This window comes from Pseudomonas sp. GD04158, assembly GCF_029834875.1.
Classification (GTDB): domain Bacteria; phylum Pseudomonadota; class Gammaproteobacteria; order Pseudomonadales; family Pseudomonadaceae; genus Aquipseudomonas; species Aquipseudomonas hydrolytica.
In genome coordinates this window covers 15,689-31,060 of record NZ_JAODYT010000052.1, presented here as the reverse complement: position 1 = coordinate 31,060, position 15,372 = coordinate 15,689, and the positions used below count along the sequence as shown (strand labels likewise).

The 15,372-nt window shown below is 60.2% G+C and carries 13 protein-coding genes and 1 pseudogene; 3 read left to right on the top strand and 11 right to left on the bottom strand.

From position 1 onward, the window contains the following. From N7333_RS17800 to zur, 4 genes and pseudogenes are all read right to left on the bottom strand, one after another. Window positions 1-349 (bottom strand): annotated as a pseudogene (locus N7333_RS17800) (hypothetical protein); the annotation flags it as partial. A gap of 190 nt (window positions 350-539) precedes the next feature. Continuing rightward, window positions 540-1,328 (bottom strand): zinc ABC transporter permease subunit ZnuB, encoded by a 789-nt coding sequence (gene znuB / locus N7333_RS17795; protein ID WP_003241201.1) that lies wholly within the window; start codon window positions 1,326-1,328, stop codon window positions 540-542. Beyond that, complete coding sequence (gene znuC, locus N7333_RS17790) at window positions 1,328-2,116, bottom strand: zinc ABC transporter ATP-binding protein ZnuC (RefSeq protein ID WP_003241199.1); 789 nt, start codon at window positions 2,114-2,116, stop codon at window positions 1,328-1,330. The genes znuB and znuC overlap by 1 nt, the downstream gene beginning before the upstream one ends. Beyond that, entirely contained in the window at window positions 2,113-2,598 is a 486-nt protein-coding gene (gene zur, locus N7333_RS17785) for a zinc uptake transcriptional repressor Zur (RefSeq protein WP_003241198.1), read from the bottom strand. The genes znuC and zur overlap by 4 nt, the downstream gene beginning before the upstream one ends. 66 nt (window positions 2,599-2,664) lie before the next feature. On the opposite strand from zur, the gene znuA reads away from it, so the two are divergent. From znuA to N7333_RS17770, 3 genes are all read left to right on the top strand, one after another. Next, window positions 2,665-3,639 carry a zinc ABC transporter substrate-binding protein ZnuA gene (znuA, locus tag N7333_RS17780; RefSeq protein WP_279859184.1) on the top strand — a complete coding sequence of 325 codons (975 nt, stop codon included), beginning with the start codon at window positions 2,665-2,667 and terminating at the stop codon, window positions 3,637-3,639. Window positions 3,640-3,782: 143 nt separating this feature from the next. Continuing rightward, complete coding sequence (locus N7333_RS17775) at window positions 3,783-5,030, top strand: MFS transporter (protein ID WP_279859183.1); 1,248 nt, start codon at window positions 3,783-3,785, stop codon at window positions 5,028-5,030. 120 nt (window positions 5,031-5,150) lie between these two features. Continuing rightward, on the top strand, window positions 5,151-6,143 hold the full coding sequence (locus N7333_RS17770; protein ID WP_129483801.1) for an SUMF1/EgtB/PvdO family nonheme iron enzyme: 993 nt from the start codon (window positions 5,151-5,153) through the stop codon (window positions 6,141-6,143). Here N7333_RS17770 and N7333_RS17765 read toward each other — a convergent pair. The 7 genes from N7333_RS17765 to N7333_RS17735 form a co-directional block, all read right to left on the bottom strand. After that, window positions 6,140-6,844 carry a hypothetical protein gene (locus N7333_RS17765; protein WP_279859181.1) on the bottom strand — a complete coding sequence of 235 codons (705 nt, stop codon included), beginning with the start codon at window positions 6,842-6,844 and terminating at the stop codon, window positions 6,140-6,142. The two genes, N7333_RS17770 and N7333_RS17765, sit on opposite strands and share 4 nt — an antisense overlap. A gap of 67 nt (window positions 6,845-6,911) precedes the next feature. Then, window positions 6,912-7,202 (bottom strand): hypothetical protein, encoded by a 291-nt coding sequence (locus N7333_RS17760; RefSeq protein WP_129483800.1) that lies wholly within the window; start codon window positions 7,200-7,202, stop codon window positions 6,912-6,914. Between the two features lie 321 nt (window positions 7,203-7,523). Continuing rightward, window positions 7,524-8,273, bottom strand: a complete 750-nt coding sequence (locus N7333_RS17755) for a hypothetical protein (protein ID WP_129483799.1) — start codon at window positions 8,271-8,273, stop codon at window positions 7,524-7,526. Window position 8,274: 1 nt separating this feature from the next. Then, window positions 8,275-11,697, bottom strand: a complete 3,423-nt coding sequence (locus N7333_RS17750; protein WP_129483798.1) for a T6SS effector BTH_I2691 family protein — start codon at window positions 11,695-11,697, stop codon at window positions 8,275-8,277. Between the two features lie 18 nt (window positions 11,698-11,715). Beyond that, window positions 11,716-12,549 (bottom strand): DUF4123 domain-containing protein, encoded by an 834-nt coding sequence (locus N7333_RS17745; protein ID WP_129483797.1) that lies wholly within the window; start codon window positions 12,547-12,549, stop codon window positions 11,716-11,718. Further along, window positions 12,549-14,627: a type VI secretion system tip protein TssI/VgrG gene (tssI, locus tag N7333_RS17740; protein WP_129483796.1), complete on the bottom strand. Its 2,079-nt coding sequence runs from the start codon at window positions 14,625-14,627 to the stop codon at window positions 12,549-12,551. The genes N7333_RS17745 and tssI overlap by 1 nt, the downstream gene beginning before the upstream one ends. 188 nt (window positions 14,628-14,815) lie before the next feature. Then, window positions 14,816-15,334, bottom strand: a complete 519-nt coding sequence (locus N7333_RS17735; RefSeq protein WP_003241180.1) for an Hcp family type VI secretion system effector — start codon at window positions 15,332-15,334, stop codon at window positions 14,816-14,818. Between the last annotated feature and the right edge of the window lie 38 nt (window positions 15,335-15,372).

Here is a 15,372-nt window from a genome sequence, read left to right as displayed (position 1 = left end):
CGTGGCTCAGGGCGGGCGCCTGCGGCATCAGGCTGCGGGCGTGACCCAGCGCCTGCGCGGCGCGATCCAGATCGCCCTGCTGCAGCGCCTCGCGGCCCTGCTCCATATAGGCCTCGGCCAGCTGGCGCTGGTACTGCTCCAGGCGCGTATCGCCGCGGGCCTGCTGTTGCAGGACGCCGAGCTGGCGGCTGGCGTCGTCCAGGCGCTCCTCGGCCAGGCTCAGGTCGAGCTGGCGGAAGGCGACGACCAGCTCATCGACCGGCGGAAGGCTTTGCTGCTGGCTGCTCTGGCAGCCGGCCAGAAGCAGAACCAGAAAAAGCGGAAGACCACGAAAAACGAACGACTTCATTACAGTGCGTCTCGAGTTGTGCAAAAAACGCGCAATCATACAGGGTTGCGGCAGCGATTTCACGCTGCGAGGGGCTCTCGCCACTAACCGGAAAGGGTTGGGGAGAAAGATGAGCGGTAGCCCGGATGCAATCCGGGAACAATGTGGCGCAGCTTTCCCGGATTGCATCCGGGCTACGCGCGACGCGCCGTCAGCCGCTGCGTTTGGGCAGGGCAAAGCTGGCCAGAAACAGCGCCGCGGCGCTGACCACGATGGACGGCCCGGCCGGCGTGTCCTGATACCAGGACATGGCGAGGCCCGCGCACACCGCCACCAGGCCGAGCAGGCTGGCGCCCACGGCCATCTGCTCCGGCGTGCGCGCGTGGCGTTGGGCGGCGGCGGCAGGGATGATCAGCAGCGAGGTGATCAGCAGCACGCCGACGATCTTCATCGCCACCGCGATCACCACCGCGATCAGCAGCATCAGGGCCAGGCGAATCGCCGCCACCGGCAGGCCTTCGACCCGCGCCAGCTCCTCGTGCACGGTGATCGCCAGCAGCGGTCGCCACAGCCAGGTCAGCAGAGCCAGCACCAGCGCGCTGCCGCCGATGATCCAGGCCAGGTCGCTGGGGCTGACGGCGAGCAGGTCGCCGAACAGGTAGCCCATCAGGTCGATGCGCACTTCCTGCATGAAGCTCAGCACCACCAGGCCCAGCGACAGGGTGCTGTGAGCGAGGATGCCCAGCAGCGTGTCGGAGGCCAGCGGCTGGCGCTGCTGCAGGGTCACCAGCAGCACGGCGAGCAGCACGCAGCCGACGGTCACCGCCAGCGTCGGGTTGACGTCCAGCATCAGGCCCAGCGCCACGCCAAGCAGGGCGGCGTGGGACAGGGTGTCGCCGAAGTAGGCCATGCGCCGCCACACCACGAAGGAGCCGAGCGGGCCGGCCACCAGGGCCAGCGCCAGGCCGGCGAGCAGGGCGTTGATCAAAAAGTCGGGCATCAGTGCTTGCAACCGGGTCCGTGAACGTGGGCCGGGCCGTGAATGGTCAGGCCGGCCTTGACCACGCCGCCATGCAGGTCGTGAGCGTGGTCATGATGGTGGTGATAGACGGCCAGGCTCTTGGCGTCCTGGCCGAACAGTTCGATGAAGGCCGGATCGCCGCTGACCTGTTCCGGATGCCCGGAGCAGCACACGTGGCGATTCAGGCAGACCACCTGATCGGTGGCGCTCATCACCAGGTGCAGGTCGTGCGACACCATCAGCACGCCGCAGCCGTGACGCTCGCGCAGGCGCGAGATGAGCCGGTACAGCTCGGCCTGGCCGGCGACGTCGACGCCCTGCACCGGTTCGTCGAGCACCAGCAGCTGCGGCTCGCGCAGCAGGGCGCGGGCCAGCAGCACACGCTGCATCTCGCCGCCGGAAATGCTCTGCAGCGGGCTGTCGATCACCTGCTCGGCGCCCACTTCGGCCAGCGCCGCCAGCGCGCGATTGCGATCCACCCCCGGTACCAGGCGCAGAAAGCGCAGCACCGACAGCGGCAGGGTGGCGTCGACATGCAGTTTCTGCGGCATGTAGCCGATGCGCAGGCGCGGCGCGCGGCGCACGTTGCCACGCTCGGGCTGGAGCAGGCCGAGTACCACGCGCACCAGGGTGGTCTTGCCGGCGCCATTGGGGCCGATCAGGGTGACGATCTCGCCGGGCCGCACGCTGAGCTGCACGTCGTCCAGCACGGCCTGGCCGTTGAAGCTGACCGCGACCCCGTCGAGACGGATCAGGGCGTCGTTCATGCCTTGCCCTTGCAGCCTGCGCACAGGCCGACCACTTCCACGGTCTGGCTTTCCACGGCGAAACCGACGCCGGCCGCCCCGTCGACGATGGCCTGGCTGATGGCCGGCTGTTCCAGTTCGGTGGCGGCGTGGCAGCTCCGGCAGATCAGGAACTGGCCCTGGTGCGCGTGCTCCGGATGGCTGCAGCCGACGAAGGCGTTGAGCGAGGCGATGCGGTGCACCAGGCCGTTTTCCAGGAGGAAATCCAGCGCGCGGTAGACGGTCGGCGGCGCCGCACGGCGGCCGTCTGCCTCGCTCAGCACGCCGAGGATGTCGTAGGCGCCGAGTGGCTTGTGGCTGGCCCAGACCAGCTCCAGCACCCGCTTGCGCAGGGCGGTCAGGCGCAGGCCCTGACGGGCGCAGATGGCTTCGGCCTCGGCCAGGGCATGGCTGACGCAGCGGGAATGGTCGTGGGGGCGCGAGGCCAGGGGCGTGTCGGTCATGGGCAAGGACGGCGCAGGTGAGAGACGTTATTATATTACCCGTTCAATCCCGCCCGAGTATGCCCCGTGTCGCGTCTTTTCTGCCTCATTACCTTGCTGTTCGTCGCCAATGCCCAGGCCGAGGTGCGCCTGCTTACCAGCATCAAGCCGCTGCAACTGATCGCCGCGGCGGTGCAGGACGGCGTCGGTTCGCCCGATGTGCTGCTGCCCCCGGGCGCCTCGCCGCACCATTACGCGCTGCGTCCGTCGGACGTGCGCCGGGTACGCAATGCCGACCTGCTGTACTGGATCGGCCCGGACATGGAAGCCTTCCTGCCGCGGGTGCTGGAGGGGCGCAGCAAACCGAACGTGGCGGTGCAGGAGCTGCCCGGCATGACTCTGCGGCGTTTCGGCGACAGCCATGCCGAGGCTCATCATGATGACCATGACCATGACCATGACCATGACCACGAGCACGAGCACGAGCACGAGCACGAGCACGAGCACGACGGTCTGGGGCACGATCATGACCATCGCCCCGGCAGCCTGGATGCCCATCTCTGGCTGCTGCCGGCCAATGCCAAGCTGATCGCTGCGCGCATGGCCGCCGACCTGGCCAAGCTCGACGCTGCCAACGCCGCGCGCTACGCCGCCAACCTGCAGGCCTTCGAGGCGCGCCTGGATGCCCTGGACGGCCGCATTCGTCCAACTCTGGTGGCGCTGCAGGGCAAACCCTACTTCGTCTTCCACGAGGCCTACGACTACTTCGAGGCCGCCTATGGCCTCAAGCATGCCGGCGTGTTCAGCGTGCTCACCGAAGTGCAACCCGGCGCCCGCCACGTCGCTGCCATGCGCAAGCGCCTGCAGCAGGCCGGGCCCAGCTGCGTGTTCAGCGAGCCGCCTCTGCGCCCGCGCCTGGCCGAAACCCTTACCGCTGGCCTGCCGGTCAAGCTGGCCGAGCTCGATGCCCTGGGAGGCGACCTGCCGGTCACTGCCAGCGGTTACGAGCAACTGCTGGAAAACCTGGCGGGTGGCCTGACCGAGTGCCTGGGCAGTTTGTAGGTCGCGGCACCGCCTAGGTTGTGCGCACCATGGATGGTGCGAAAGCCGGTGCGCACGGCGCACCCTACGAACCGTAACCGTCCTCGCATTGCCGCTGACCGGCGCAAACCACTAGGCTTGCGCTTTTGCCGCGAGCGCCTGCCATGTCGCCAATCGCACCTCGCCCATCCAACGCCACGCTGGTGCTGCTGGCCTCGCTCTATTGCGAGCAAGGCCTGCCGTCCGGGCTGATCGCCCACTCGTTGCCGGTGCTGCTGCGTCAGCATGGCGTCGATCTGGCATTGATCGGCCTGCTCAAACTGCTGGCGCTGCCCTGGCTGCTCAAGGTGCTCTGGGCGCCCTGGGTCGACCGCCTGGCCTCGCCGCGACTGGGTCACCACCGTGGCTGGATCCTGCCGCTGCAGACGAGCGTGATCGTCTGCGTGGCCGTGCTGGCGATGCTGGCGCCGCAGACCCTGTTCGGCTCTGGCCTGTGGCTGCTGCTCGGCCTGTTGCTGCTGATCAATCTGCTGGCATCGACCCAGGACATCGCCACTGATGGCCTTACCGTGCGCCTGCTGCCCGAGCGCTGGCGCGGCCTCGGCAACAGTCTGCAGGTCGGCGGCTACAAGGTCGGTATGATCGTCAGCGGCAGCGGCCTGCTGCTGGTGATCGACCCGCTGGGCTGGAACCTGGCGCTTGGCCTGCTGGCCGGCCTGATCCTGCTGATGACCGTGCCGATCTGGCTGTTTCCCGAACGCCGCGTTATGCCCTTCCAGCCCGCCCTGGCCGAAACCGCCCTCGGCCCGCGCCTGCTGCTGAACCACTATCGCGGCCTGTTGGCGCAGCCCGGCATGCTCCTGTGGCTGGCGGTGGTGCTGACCTTCAAGCTGGGCGATTCGCTGGGCTCGCCGATGATCAAGCCGATGCTGGTGGACCAGGGCTGGAGCAGTGCAGCGCTCGGCCAACTGACTCTGATCAGCAGCCTGGCCGGCATCGCTGGCTCGGTGCTCGGAGGCCTGCTCTACGCCCGCATCGGCGTACTGCGCGCACTGATCCTGTTCGGCGCCCTGCAGGCCATCGGCATCGCCGCCCTGGCGCTGCTAGTGGGGCAGGGTGGCAATGTCGGGCTGGTCTATGCCGTCACCCTGTTCGAGCAGGTGGCCGACGGCATGTCCACCGTCGCCCTGTTCGCCGCCATGATGCGCATGTGCCGCCCCGAACACGAAGGCGCCGACTTCACCCTGCAGGCCTCGGCGCAGGTGCTGCTGTCCGGCTTCGTCGGAGCCAGCAGCGGGGTGCTGGCCAAGGTGTTGGGCTATGAGGGGTTGTTCGTCGGGGCGGGGGTGTTGGGGATGCTGGTGTTGGGCCTCGTGCTGATGCACACGCGCGTGGTGGCTCAGCTTGCATAGAACTAGCTGTCGAAGACGCAGTCAGTCACTCACCAGAGTTTTGCCATGACAGGACGCAGATTTTTCTCTGGCAAGCCTCTGAGCCAGAGCCGCCAAGCGGATTGAATAGGGACGTTGCCGATGAATAACCGATTGTTATCTTTTTTTCTCACGCCGCTGCTGGTGGCCGGCTGTCAGGCACAGTCGCAGCCTTTGCCGAAAAGCGAAAGGCTTGGCCCGGAAAAGGTTGCGGCTATCGCCGAACGTATCGACTCACAGTATCCCAAGCTCTTGTCTGAATTGCGTAGCCAGATGCTCGATACGGTGGTGCGTTCGCTGGATGAGATGGTGTTTATCGAGGGTGGTGAGTTCGAAATGGGGGATTTTGGCGCGCCCTGCGATTTCGACCAGACCAATATGGGCACCTGGCCCTATGGCTACGAGCCGGATGAGCTGTGCCCCATCACCGGCAGTTACGACGATGATCACCTGCACAAGGTACGTTTGAGTAGCTACTACCTGGCGAGTTATCAGACTCGGTTGGGGGCTTTCGATTTGTTCCGTACTAGCCAGGGATTGCCGTTATTTGATGCGGAGTACCGAAAAAGAAAAGACTTAGCTGGTGAATTTGATTCGAACAAGCCCGCTCCACCCAAAGAATGGCAGGAGGCCAAAGACTATTGTCTGTGGCTAGGTCAGCTCAGTGGCTATCCAATTGACTTGCCGACCGAGGCACAATGGGAATATGCCGCCCGCAATCGTGGGCAGTACGTGCAGTTCCCTACGGATACGGGAAGCCTGGACTATGGGCGTAATATCCCTCGTGATGAAGATACTGAAATACATCCCGTTGGGCAGTTCGCCCCGAATCCATTGGGCCTATATGATATGGCAGGTAACGCCACCGACTGGGTCAATGACTGGTATGGCCCTGATTATTACAGGGATTCGCCTGTTGATAATCCACAAGGGCCAACTGCAGGTACCCAGAAGATTCGTCGAGGATCAAACTACTTTGAGTCAGGTTGGCAGTCCGCCAATACAGTTCGACGCTGGGCAGATAAGCCAGAACAGGATGGATATTATCCTGGAACCAGTTTCCGCTGCGCTATTCAGCTCGACCAGAAACTTTAAGAGATAAGGGTTCCCTGTTGGGAACCCTTGCTTTTTTTGGCTAGCCCGTCGAACTGCCCACTGGATCTCGCCGCGATCAGAACGTCGCGCTTGCGCCATGCTTCCGTCGGTGTCCAGGCCAGCACCACACTCGAGCTGGCATCCACGGCATCCACGGCATCCACGGCGTCCGGTAGGCCGCGTACGGCCAGTTGCTCGATAAATCGATTGAACTCCTGCTGTCTATCGAGCAGGCGGTTAAGGCGATTAAGGCTTTCCATCGCATTAACCTTGGCGCCATTCGGCGAACAGTGTTCCAAGGCTTCAATAAAGTGACGCCAGCGGCGATAAAGGTGGCTAAGTAGCAGAACGATTGCCTTTTCCTGATGCTCATGAAAGCTTTCTACATAATGCTCACTAAGTACATACAACATCGGACCGACGGTTTGCGGTGGCAGTTTGTCCCGAGGTAAGCGCTTGCCATTTATCAGTACGGCGCGATTAGTTAGAAGGTAGCGGGCTAGGTTTTCTGCCTCGACCATGGAGGCGCTACGCCTTCTACACCAAAGGGAGATCTTCTGAGCACCATTTTCAAACGCTTGGATTGCAGCAGTACCGGGTGCGCTTGCCACTTGGTACAAACCCAATCGAGCCGAGCTGAAAATCATAGCATCGCTCTGGATACCGTGTTCTTCGAGCACTTGGGCGATGATCTTTTCCACCGTCAGATGCTGGAAGATACGCTTTAAATCGTGGTCTGTCCCCGATTCGCTCCTATATTCCTCTTAACTAGTTACCAGAGATATCCTTGCTCATTAGCAACCTGTAAAGACCCAAGGCTTGGCGAAGCCCTATCCCGGCCAGCATGGCAGCACCTATACCGATAAGGACATATCCCCAGGCAGCATCATCTCCCCAGGCAAATTCTTCATGAGCTTTGTATGCGCTAAAAACAAAACCCGCCAAGCCGCCGACTAACAATACGGCGGCACGAAAACCGATATCGAACTTTTCATCCAATTGGCTCATATATTTGTTGAATCTCTCTTTATTTGTGAAATTAGGCCATGTGGCACGCATGGTATTTCACTGAATTTAGTAATGGAGCCCGGCAGGCACGCCCGCGTTGCTGAATGCCTTCACATCATCCTGGCTCCAATGACCATCTGCTCGTGCCTGATCCATGGTGTTCTTGAAGTTCTACATATTCAGAGCGGCAGCCAGGCCGGCCAAGCCCGTGCCCAGGCCGATCGGCGGTGCCGGGAATAGCCAGACGAGTGCGCCAGGGAGGCAGTCTTTTTCGCCGGTATCCAGTGCCAGGCGCAATGGTGCGCGCACTCGCCATTCATGATTGATCAGAAACGATCAAGAGGCCCGCTCATTTCAGTGGTTTCCTAAGCTCTAATCAATTGTCCTGTAATGTATACGTCCTTCTTTTATTGGGATGTTTGGACCTAATTTTTCTTTAAATATCTGGAGGATTTGTTCGGCCATTTTGGGGTGAAAGTATATACGGCAGCTGTAGAAGTTCTCATTTTCTTCCTTGAAGCGAGCTATGTAAGGTTTTGACTCGATTACATTAAAGCCTATTGCGTGGCTTTTGCGGTCATATATGGCTTCATATATTTCATTCCACTCAAAGTCCCACTGTTGAAAGCGAAGCTGAGACTCCTTATATCCTTTGGATGTAGCAATTAAAGCATATACGATACCAAGCCCAGCGCCGCTGGCTAGAGCTCCTAAAGCCATTTCCGGTGATTGTGATAATCCCCAAATAATAAATAAAATATATAATAGCATAAGCCATGGCATGCTAGAAAATAAAAAATCGGGTAAAGCTTTCCAATGACATATTTCTCCTCCAGTATCAGTTAAGCGTATTGCATAAAATTGCTTTAGGAGGAATGTATTAATAAATATAAATAAAGCAAATATGGTGAGCATCAGATTTACCACCCACCCCATAGTTAATGCAAAGTAAGCAAATAGTAGGCAAGGTATTGCGCCTAATCCGCCTAGGCATGCTAACAGAAGCCTTCCGTCAAAGGCCTTAATAGTCCATTCTTTGAGTGCAGGTCTTTTTGGGTGCTTCCAGTCCATTTTTAGGTGATAACTGGGTACCCAGAGTGTCGAAATTCTGAAGATATTCATATTAAGTTATTCTTAAATAATAATAATTACGCTGATTCTCCGGAACTTTCTCCACTAGCATCAAGCTGTCGCTGTCGATAGGCTCGCAAATATGGCTTTTCTCCAGACCGTTTTCCTGCAAGTTACCGACAGTGATATCATCCAACTCGATACTGAATCGGTAGCCGCGTCCGTCCCGGCGTGACACTAAGTCATTTGGGTAGTGAATCTCCAGTTCTAAGCGATCCATACCCTTGGAGTGGGGAAGGCTGACTTCCCAGACTCGAGCCTCACCGGCCTGATAGGGCGCAAAGGCGGTAGTTTTGCGCTCGAAGTCTCCAAGTGCAGCCGTGGGGATCCATTGGCCTCCAGCGATATAACTGCCGTACATGCCAGCGCGGTATCCACTCTGCTTATCGGGCATCCAGAGCAGGCCGTTCTCGATCATGATTGGGTGCAGGCGTATTTGTTTGCCCGCCAGCTCTGCGGGCAGGGCGATCTGCAGCTGAACGCTGCTAGTGCCGTAGGAGCTTTTGGCCGTTTTGGCGCAGATAGTTGGGCGCAGTAGTATTTCGTGTAGTGCCTTTAGCTCGTCGCTGCGGCCTTGAGAAGTATCTGGCCAGTACGGCGCCTTGTCCTTAGTCCAGCAGCAACGCCAGAGCCAGAGCTTCAAGCCTTCTCGTTTGAGATTGTTGGCAATAAAGGTTGCGACCAGATAGGTAACTCCGGCGATAAAGAGAGCCAAAAGCAGCCAGGGAGCGAAAACAAGACCTACGGCACCAAACCCAAATGCGCTAAATAGTCCAGCCCCCAACTGGTAAACCGACAAAAGCCCCATGGAAAAAGCTGCGAATTGTTTTGTTCTCAGTGCAAGCCTTTCATCGCTTCCGCTTGCTTTTTCAGCAGAGCTTTGTAATAGCCATACATCAACACCGTTGGCAATGACGCCCAGCGTTGCCATGCCAGCGGCGCGCAGTGCAAAGGCACGTACCATTGCAGAGAGTTCGGCGTTGGCGCTGACCCAGCTCTGGATGGAGACTTCGGCTAGCTTGGCTGTAACGGGGGTTCTATTGACAATGGCTTCCACGCTCAGCTTGCTGATGTCAGCCCAGCGTGGCATCAAGGCCAGTGCCATTATAGCGTTGCCAAGCTGGGCGCCAGCGCCACTTAGGGCTTTAAGGTCATCTTGGCTCCAGTGTCCATCGGACCGTGCCTGATCCATGGTGTTCTTGAAGTTCCACATATTCAGAGCGGCCACCAAGCTGGCCAAACCAGTGCCCAGGCCGTTGGCCATCCACTTCTTCACGCGCTCCAGGTAGGCGGCATAGTTGCGCCCCTTGAGTTCCATCTGTGCGATGGCTTCGGATTTGCCGAGGGTGTGCAGAAACTCCACTCGTTGCTCGATCAAGGTGGTGCGTTGCTGTACACGGACTTCGCCTCTGGCCAGGATGGCGTCGGGCTCTGCAGCTTTCAGTAGCTGTTGCTCTTCATAGAGTAGGCTCAACTGGCGGTTCGCGGCCGCTTGTTCATGGCGGGCGCCGAAGGTGGCCGTACGGGTCTGTGCGCGAATCTTTTTCTGCAGTTGGGCGAACTTCATGTCCCAGGCCTGCTTCTTGGCACGGTAACCGTGGTCATAGACTACGTAGGGTCTGATCACTTCGGTGTCTATGTGGGTGACCACGATTACTAGCGAATAGGCGATGGGCTTCCAGGTGGGGGCGAACTTCGGGCTGAGTGAAGGCAGCAGTTGGTAGGCCAGGAGCTGCCAGGCTTCGCTAGCGATGGTGCGGGCAACCTTCTGTAGCGTGTCATACGCCTGGCGCGCCGGTTGGCTCATAGCCTGGAACAGCTTGCTGTTACGTACACTATTGTCGTCCAGCACGCTGAAAGTTTCATTGCCGCGGGTGACTACGCTGGTAGCCAAGCCTGGGTCGAGGTTGCCGCTTTCGGCAAAGTTCGTCGCGATCCCTTCGAGCGCGCTTGCCAGTTCGCTGTTGAAGTTGTACATGGCCAGGCCCAGCAGAGTCTTGGGCTTGGCGTAATCCTGGCATAGCCAGTTCTTGCCGGCCTCGGTCTGGCCGAGCACGTCGAACAATCCCTGAGCGGTATGTATGAGCAATGACGATTGTTGTTCAGAACAGGGGTCGAGGAAGACTTTGCCGGGGTCGGTGTGGATGTACTCCAGCCAAGGGATCAGGTCATTGCGGGCTCTGTCGATATGGCGCATTAGCGCAACCAGTTCGACGTGACGATCACGGCGATAGTCGAGTGCTTCCTGATATTTGACCTGCTTACGCAGTGGTGCGCGATCCATCCATAACCGGGCTTTTTTTTCCAGCTTGGCGGCGGTGCCTTTGCCGTACTGGGCGTCGAGCGCTTCTCCCTCCATGCTCAGGGCTTTGGAGCGCCCGAAGCTGCCGCTGGCGTCCAGCACCGGGAGGCTGGGTCTGACCAGTTCCTGGTAACGTTCCAGGTACTTCTGGGCGTCTCGGATGAACACCTGTCTTTTGGCTTCATCCTTGAGCACGCCGGTCGGCCAGTCGCTTTCGTTGAACGGGTCGAGCGGAAGACCGGCGAACATCTCGATATGGCCGGCAACATCAAGACGGTGATGGTGCTTCTCCTCGAACAGGTGTTGCTCGATGTGACGCCCGGTGAGCTGCATGGCCAGATCGTCGACTACGGCCAGCGGATCTTGTAGGGCCAGGAGTAAGGCCGCGTCCTTGTCGGGTACGCTGCCGATAATCTGGTCGCTGCCTATGGCTGGTTTGCATGACTGCTCTGCAGTTTTTGCCTGGGTCGGTAGGGTCGAGGACATGAAGCGGCTATCGTTGCAGGCTGCGCCAGCGTCGACGTCGGCAACCAGCTCGGCGAGACGTGGCAAACGAGCAGCGTGAGGGGCGGCCAGACTCTTGCAGTATCGAGACAGATCGATCTCGCGCATCCACTGGCGCTGCAGCTTGGGGTTGGAACGCATACGTTCACAGGTGCGCCATGTCCATTGCGCGGGTGAGTAGGCAATGAGCAGTGAGCTGGCCTTGGGGTACAGCAAATAAGGCTTGCTGTCGCCCGAGCCGGTGCGCGTGTCTTGGTTGAGTTGTTGGTCACCCCATGCAATACGGATGAATTGGTGGCCCTTGAGTCGGTATTCGTGGAAGGTATTTGCCGTGCGGTCGAATACGTATACCCAGCCGTCGCGGAGCTGGCGAAGGGTATAGGTGCGAGTTTGCAGCCGTGGCATCTCGTCGAGACCTAACCAGTCCTTCGGCAAAGGGTTCGGACCTGGCTGTCCAGCTTTCTTGGGTGACTCATCGATTGCGTAGCGTACGGGGAAGATAGCCACCTGTCCTTGCTTCATCGGGCAATGGCCAGTACTTGTCGCTGAACTATTAGGAAATGTGGCGCGCAGGCTGTCTTTGGCCGCTTGCCTGTTTGAGTCAGTCATGGCGAATCCTTCGCGTCGTCAGGCATGTTCATTGAAAAAGGTCTGTAGATTCACTTCAGCAGGTAGGCCTTGAGCTGCTGGCGTGCTGGCTAGCCATTGGCTGTAGGCGCTGGTCGTGACACTGAAGAAGTCGTCGCCTTGCTCAAGACTGAGCAAAGCCCAGATGGCAATGCTGCGCTCACTGTCCAGTCCGGCTTGCTCCGCACTTTGCAAGCGGTTGTATAGCCAGGAATCAACCGCAGCTTGTTGCTGCAAAAGATCTGGCACGTACGTCTGTAGCCAGTCATACAGGCGCGTTTTCAACTGCCGGTGATAAGCCTCTTGCAGAGCCTGCTCTTGATGCTCATCCAGTAATGCACGGTCAAAAGCGATGGGAGGATGACTGACCGCTGTATAAGCCATCCTCTGGAGTTCTGTGCGGGATTCCCATTTGGTCGGCGTGAGGGCCACTTCCCAACTCGTAATGGGGCCAAGCAAATGTGGATATTGCGAGGGGGCATAACTGGCCAGCCAGTACCAAGCTACTAGCGGGTCGGCAAAACGCAGCAGGCTTTGGCTGCCGCTTGGGCTGCGCACGCAAATGAACTCGCGAAGATGATCGGCAACCTCCTTCAGGTTGGCATTGCTCGACAGGCGACTGCTGCTTCTTAGCCAGTCCAAATCCGACTGAGCATCTGATAGCAGCTTGGAGTGTGGTGAGGCGGCAACAAGAATTGGGCCTAGATCGTGTGCTTCTTGCCAGCGTGTACCCACGTACAGTGGTTCGATTTCCATTTCTTCACCACACCCATACAGCTCGGTAATCACACCCTGGCGAAGTACACCATCAATAAGTAGGTAGTGATTGGTCATCAGGGTTTCTCGCCGTTTTGCAATTTCATTTGCTCGCAGATTTCACAGCGTGGTGTCGCTCGCATTAGTGCTTGCCGCTGTGCCTGAATCAGCAACTCTCCCGCCTTATCCGCATCCGCCGGCTTCGCCGCGCCCGGCAACACTGGCGCCGCCCCCGAACCACTGCCCGGCGCGCCGCCGGAGTTGATCTTGATCACCGGGCCGACCAGGGTGATGCCGCCGCCGTCGAGTTTGATAAAGCTGCCGCCGCCCTTGAGGGTCAGTTCGCTGCCGGCTTCAAGCACGACTTTCAGGCCGCTGGAGAGGTGGATTTCCTGGCCGGCCTGGATGAACTGGCCGTTGCCCAGCTTGATGTGCTGGCTGTCGCCGACGGTAAGGTGGTCGTTGGCCTTGATCTCGGTCTTGCGGTCGGCGTGGGTGGTGCGGTGTTCTTCGGCCTTGAAGTGGCTGTAGGCGTTGGCCTCGACGGTGTCATGGCGCTCGTTGCCGACGCGGATCTTCTGGTTGTGCTCGATGTTCTCGTCCCAGTCGCGCTGGGCGTGGATGTAGATCTGCTCGGCGCCCTTGCGGTCTTCGATGCGCAGTTCGTTGTAGCCGCCACCGCCGGGGCTGCTCAGGGTCTTGAACACGCTGCGAGTCTTGTTCGCAGGCAGGTCGTAGGGCACGACGTGTTCGGCGTGGTACAGGCAGCCGGTGACCAAGGGCTGGTCGGGGTCGCCTTCGAGGAAGGTGACCAGCACTTCCATGCCGATGCGCGGGATGGTGATGGCGCCGTAGCGATCGCCAGCCCAGCTGGAGCTGACGCGCAGCCAGCAGCTGGTCTTCTCGTCGGCCTGGCCCTCACGATCCCAGAAGAACTGCACCTTGACCCGGCCGTATTCGTCGCAGTGGATTTCCTCGCCGGCAGGTCCCGTGACCACGGCGCTCTGGCTGCCGAGTATGCGCGGCTTGGGATGGGCCAAATGGGGACGGTAGGGCACGTTCCAGGGCGTGGCGGTGAAGCGGTTGCGGTAGCCTTGGTGGAAGTCGGTGTCGCCTGAGCTGCCCTCACCCCCGGCCCCTCTCCCGGGGGGAGAGGGGAGGTTCAACACCGACTCCTCCAGCACCTGAGGCTGCTTGCCTTCGTGCAGCACTTCGGTCAGCAGCCAGAGCTGGTTCCATGCCTCGCGCGGGTGCTCGGTCAGGTCGAGGAAGTGGCCGCTGACCAGGGTCGGCGAGTCGCCGTCGCCCTGGGCCAGTTCGAAGTCGTGGCGGTGGCGCTCCAGGGCGCGCTTGGCCAGGTGCTTGCCGCGCTCGCGGTCGGTGTAGCGGCCCGGATAGTCGTAGTCTTCCAGCTTGGGCTGGGCATCGCCGTCGGCCTTGGCTTCCAGCTGCAGCCGCGGTTTCTCGAAGTCGTAGTCGCGGCGGGTGACCTGGCTGGTGCGGGTTTCCACGCGCACGCCGAAATGCTTGATCACCGGGTCGCCGGCCACCAGGCCGGTGTCCTGCTGGTAGGCCAGCGGTGCCAGACGCGGGAACACGGTCTGGTCGTCGCCGAAGGTCAGTACATGGCCTTCGCTGCTGTGCTGGAAGTGGTAGTGAATGCCTTCCTCCTCGCACAGGCGCTGGACGAAGTGCAGGTCGCTCTCGTCGTACTGCACGCAGTATTCGCGCTCGGGGTAGAGCGAGCCGAGCTGGAACTGGTAGGCGTCGGCCTGGATGCCGTGTTCCTCGAGCACCTGAGTGATGATCTTCTCCACCGTCAGGTGCTGGAAGATGCGCTGGTTGGTGCGGTGCGCCAGGTAGGCCAGTTGCGGCACCAGGGTCAGGCGGTAGCGCGTCATGCGCTTGCCGGATTCGCCTTGGGCGATGCGGTGGATCAGGCCGTGGATGCCGGCGCCGTTCTGGTCGAAGGCGAGGAAGGCGCGCTGGTGCAGCAGGCTCTCCAGATCGAGGTCGGGGCGTTCGCTGATCAGTTCCACGTCGAAGGCGTAAGGCTGGCTGATCGCCTCGCGCCCTTTGAACTCGAGCACCTGCAGGTCGTGTTCGACCCCTTCGATGCTGAGGCTGAAATGGGTCTGGTTGGCCTGGGCGAACATTCGTTGTTCCTCTCGATCATTCCATGATGGGCGCGTGGCGCGCTCCAGGTTGTAACCGAATCGGCCGCCGCGCGCTGGCAACGGTCGAGGTTTTCGGCGATTGGCTAGCGCCTTTTGCGCGGCCTGCCGAAACGCAACGGCCAGGACGATGCCTGGCCGCTGCGGTGACGCGCGAACTCAGCCAGTAATTAGGCGGAGATCGGGGTACGCCAGTCGTCGGAGCCGGAAGTGCCGGAGACTTCGTGGGTCCAGACGATCTTGCGGTAGGTGAAGTAGACGTCTTCCAGGTGGGTGAAGTGCGCCATGTTCGGGTCCTGGCAGTTCGGCATGCGCGACTGTACGTCGACGATCACGGCGTCTTCCAGTTCGATGGTGAAGTAGTGCTCCTGGGTACCGGTGGAGGAGGTGCGGTACCACTCCAGACGGCACTTGTTCAGACGCTCGCCGGAGGTCAGGGCGTTGAAGATCAGCGGCGAGGATTTGTCGAAGACCTTGGTGATCATCAGCGGCTTGTGCACGCGCTGGCCGGTCGGTTGGCCGGACTGCGGGTCGCGCGGGATGATGACCTGGTGGTTGTAGGCTTGCACCAGAATCTGGTCTTCATGACCTTCCTGGAAAATGTTGCCGACCGAGTCCTCGGTGAAGGTGCCAGCGGTGATCAGACCTTGTTTGGTGCCTTCGAGGGACAGATACGCGGGTGTTGGCATGAGTGCTCTCCTTGCCTGGGTCATGGATCGTGATCGAT

Coding starts and splice junctions, on each gene's coding strand:
- znuB (WP_003241201.1), bottom strand. CDS start 1,328: ATGCCCGACTTTTTGATCAACGCCCTGCTCGCCGGCCTGGCGCTGGCC.
- znuC (WP_003241199.1), bottom strand. CDS start 2,116: ATGAACGACGCCCTGATCCGTCTCGACGGGGTCGCGGTCAGCTTCAAC.
- zur (WP_003241198.1), bottom strand. CDS start 2,598: ATGACCGACACGCCCCTGGCCTCGCGCCCCCACGACCATTCCCGCTGC.
- N7333_RS17775 (WP_279859183.1), top strand. CDS start 3,783: ATGTCGCCAATCGCACCTCGCCCATCCAACGCCACGCTGGTGCTGCTG.
- N7333_RS17770 (WP_129483801.1), top strand. CDS start 5,151: ATGAATAACCGATTGTTATCTTTTTTTCTCACGCCGCTGCTGGTGGCC.
- N7333_RS17760 (WP_129483800.1), bottom strand. CDS start 7,202: ATGCGTGCCACATGGCCTAATTTCACAAATAAAGAGAGATTCAACAAA.
- N7333_RS17755 (WP_129483799.1), bottom strand. CDS start 8,273: ATGAATATCTTCAGAATTTCGACACTCTGGGTACCCAGTTATCACCTA.
- N7333_RS17750 (WP_129483798.1), bottom strand. CDS start 11,697: ATGACTGACTCAAACAGGCAAGCGGCCAAAGACAGCCTGCGCGCCACA.
- N7333_RS17745 (WP_129483797.1), bottom strand. CDS start 12,549: ATGACCAATCACTACCTACTTATTGATGGTGTACTTCGCCAGGGTGTG.
- tssI (WP_129483796.1), bottom strand. CDS start 14,627: ATGTTCGCCCAGGCCAACCAGACCCATTTCAGCCTCAGCATCGAAGGG.
- N7333_RS17735 (WP_003241180.1), bottom strand. CDS start 15,334: ATGCCAACACCCGCGTATCTGTCCCTCGAAGGCACCAAACAAGGTCTG.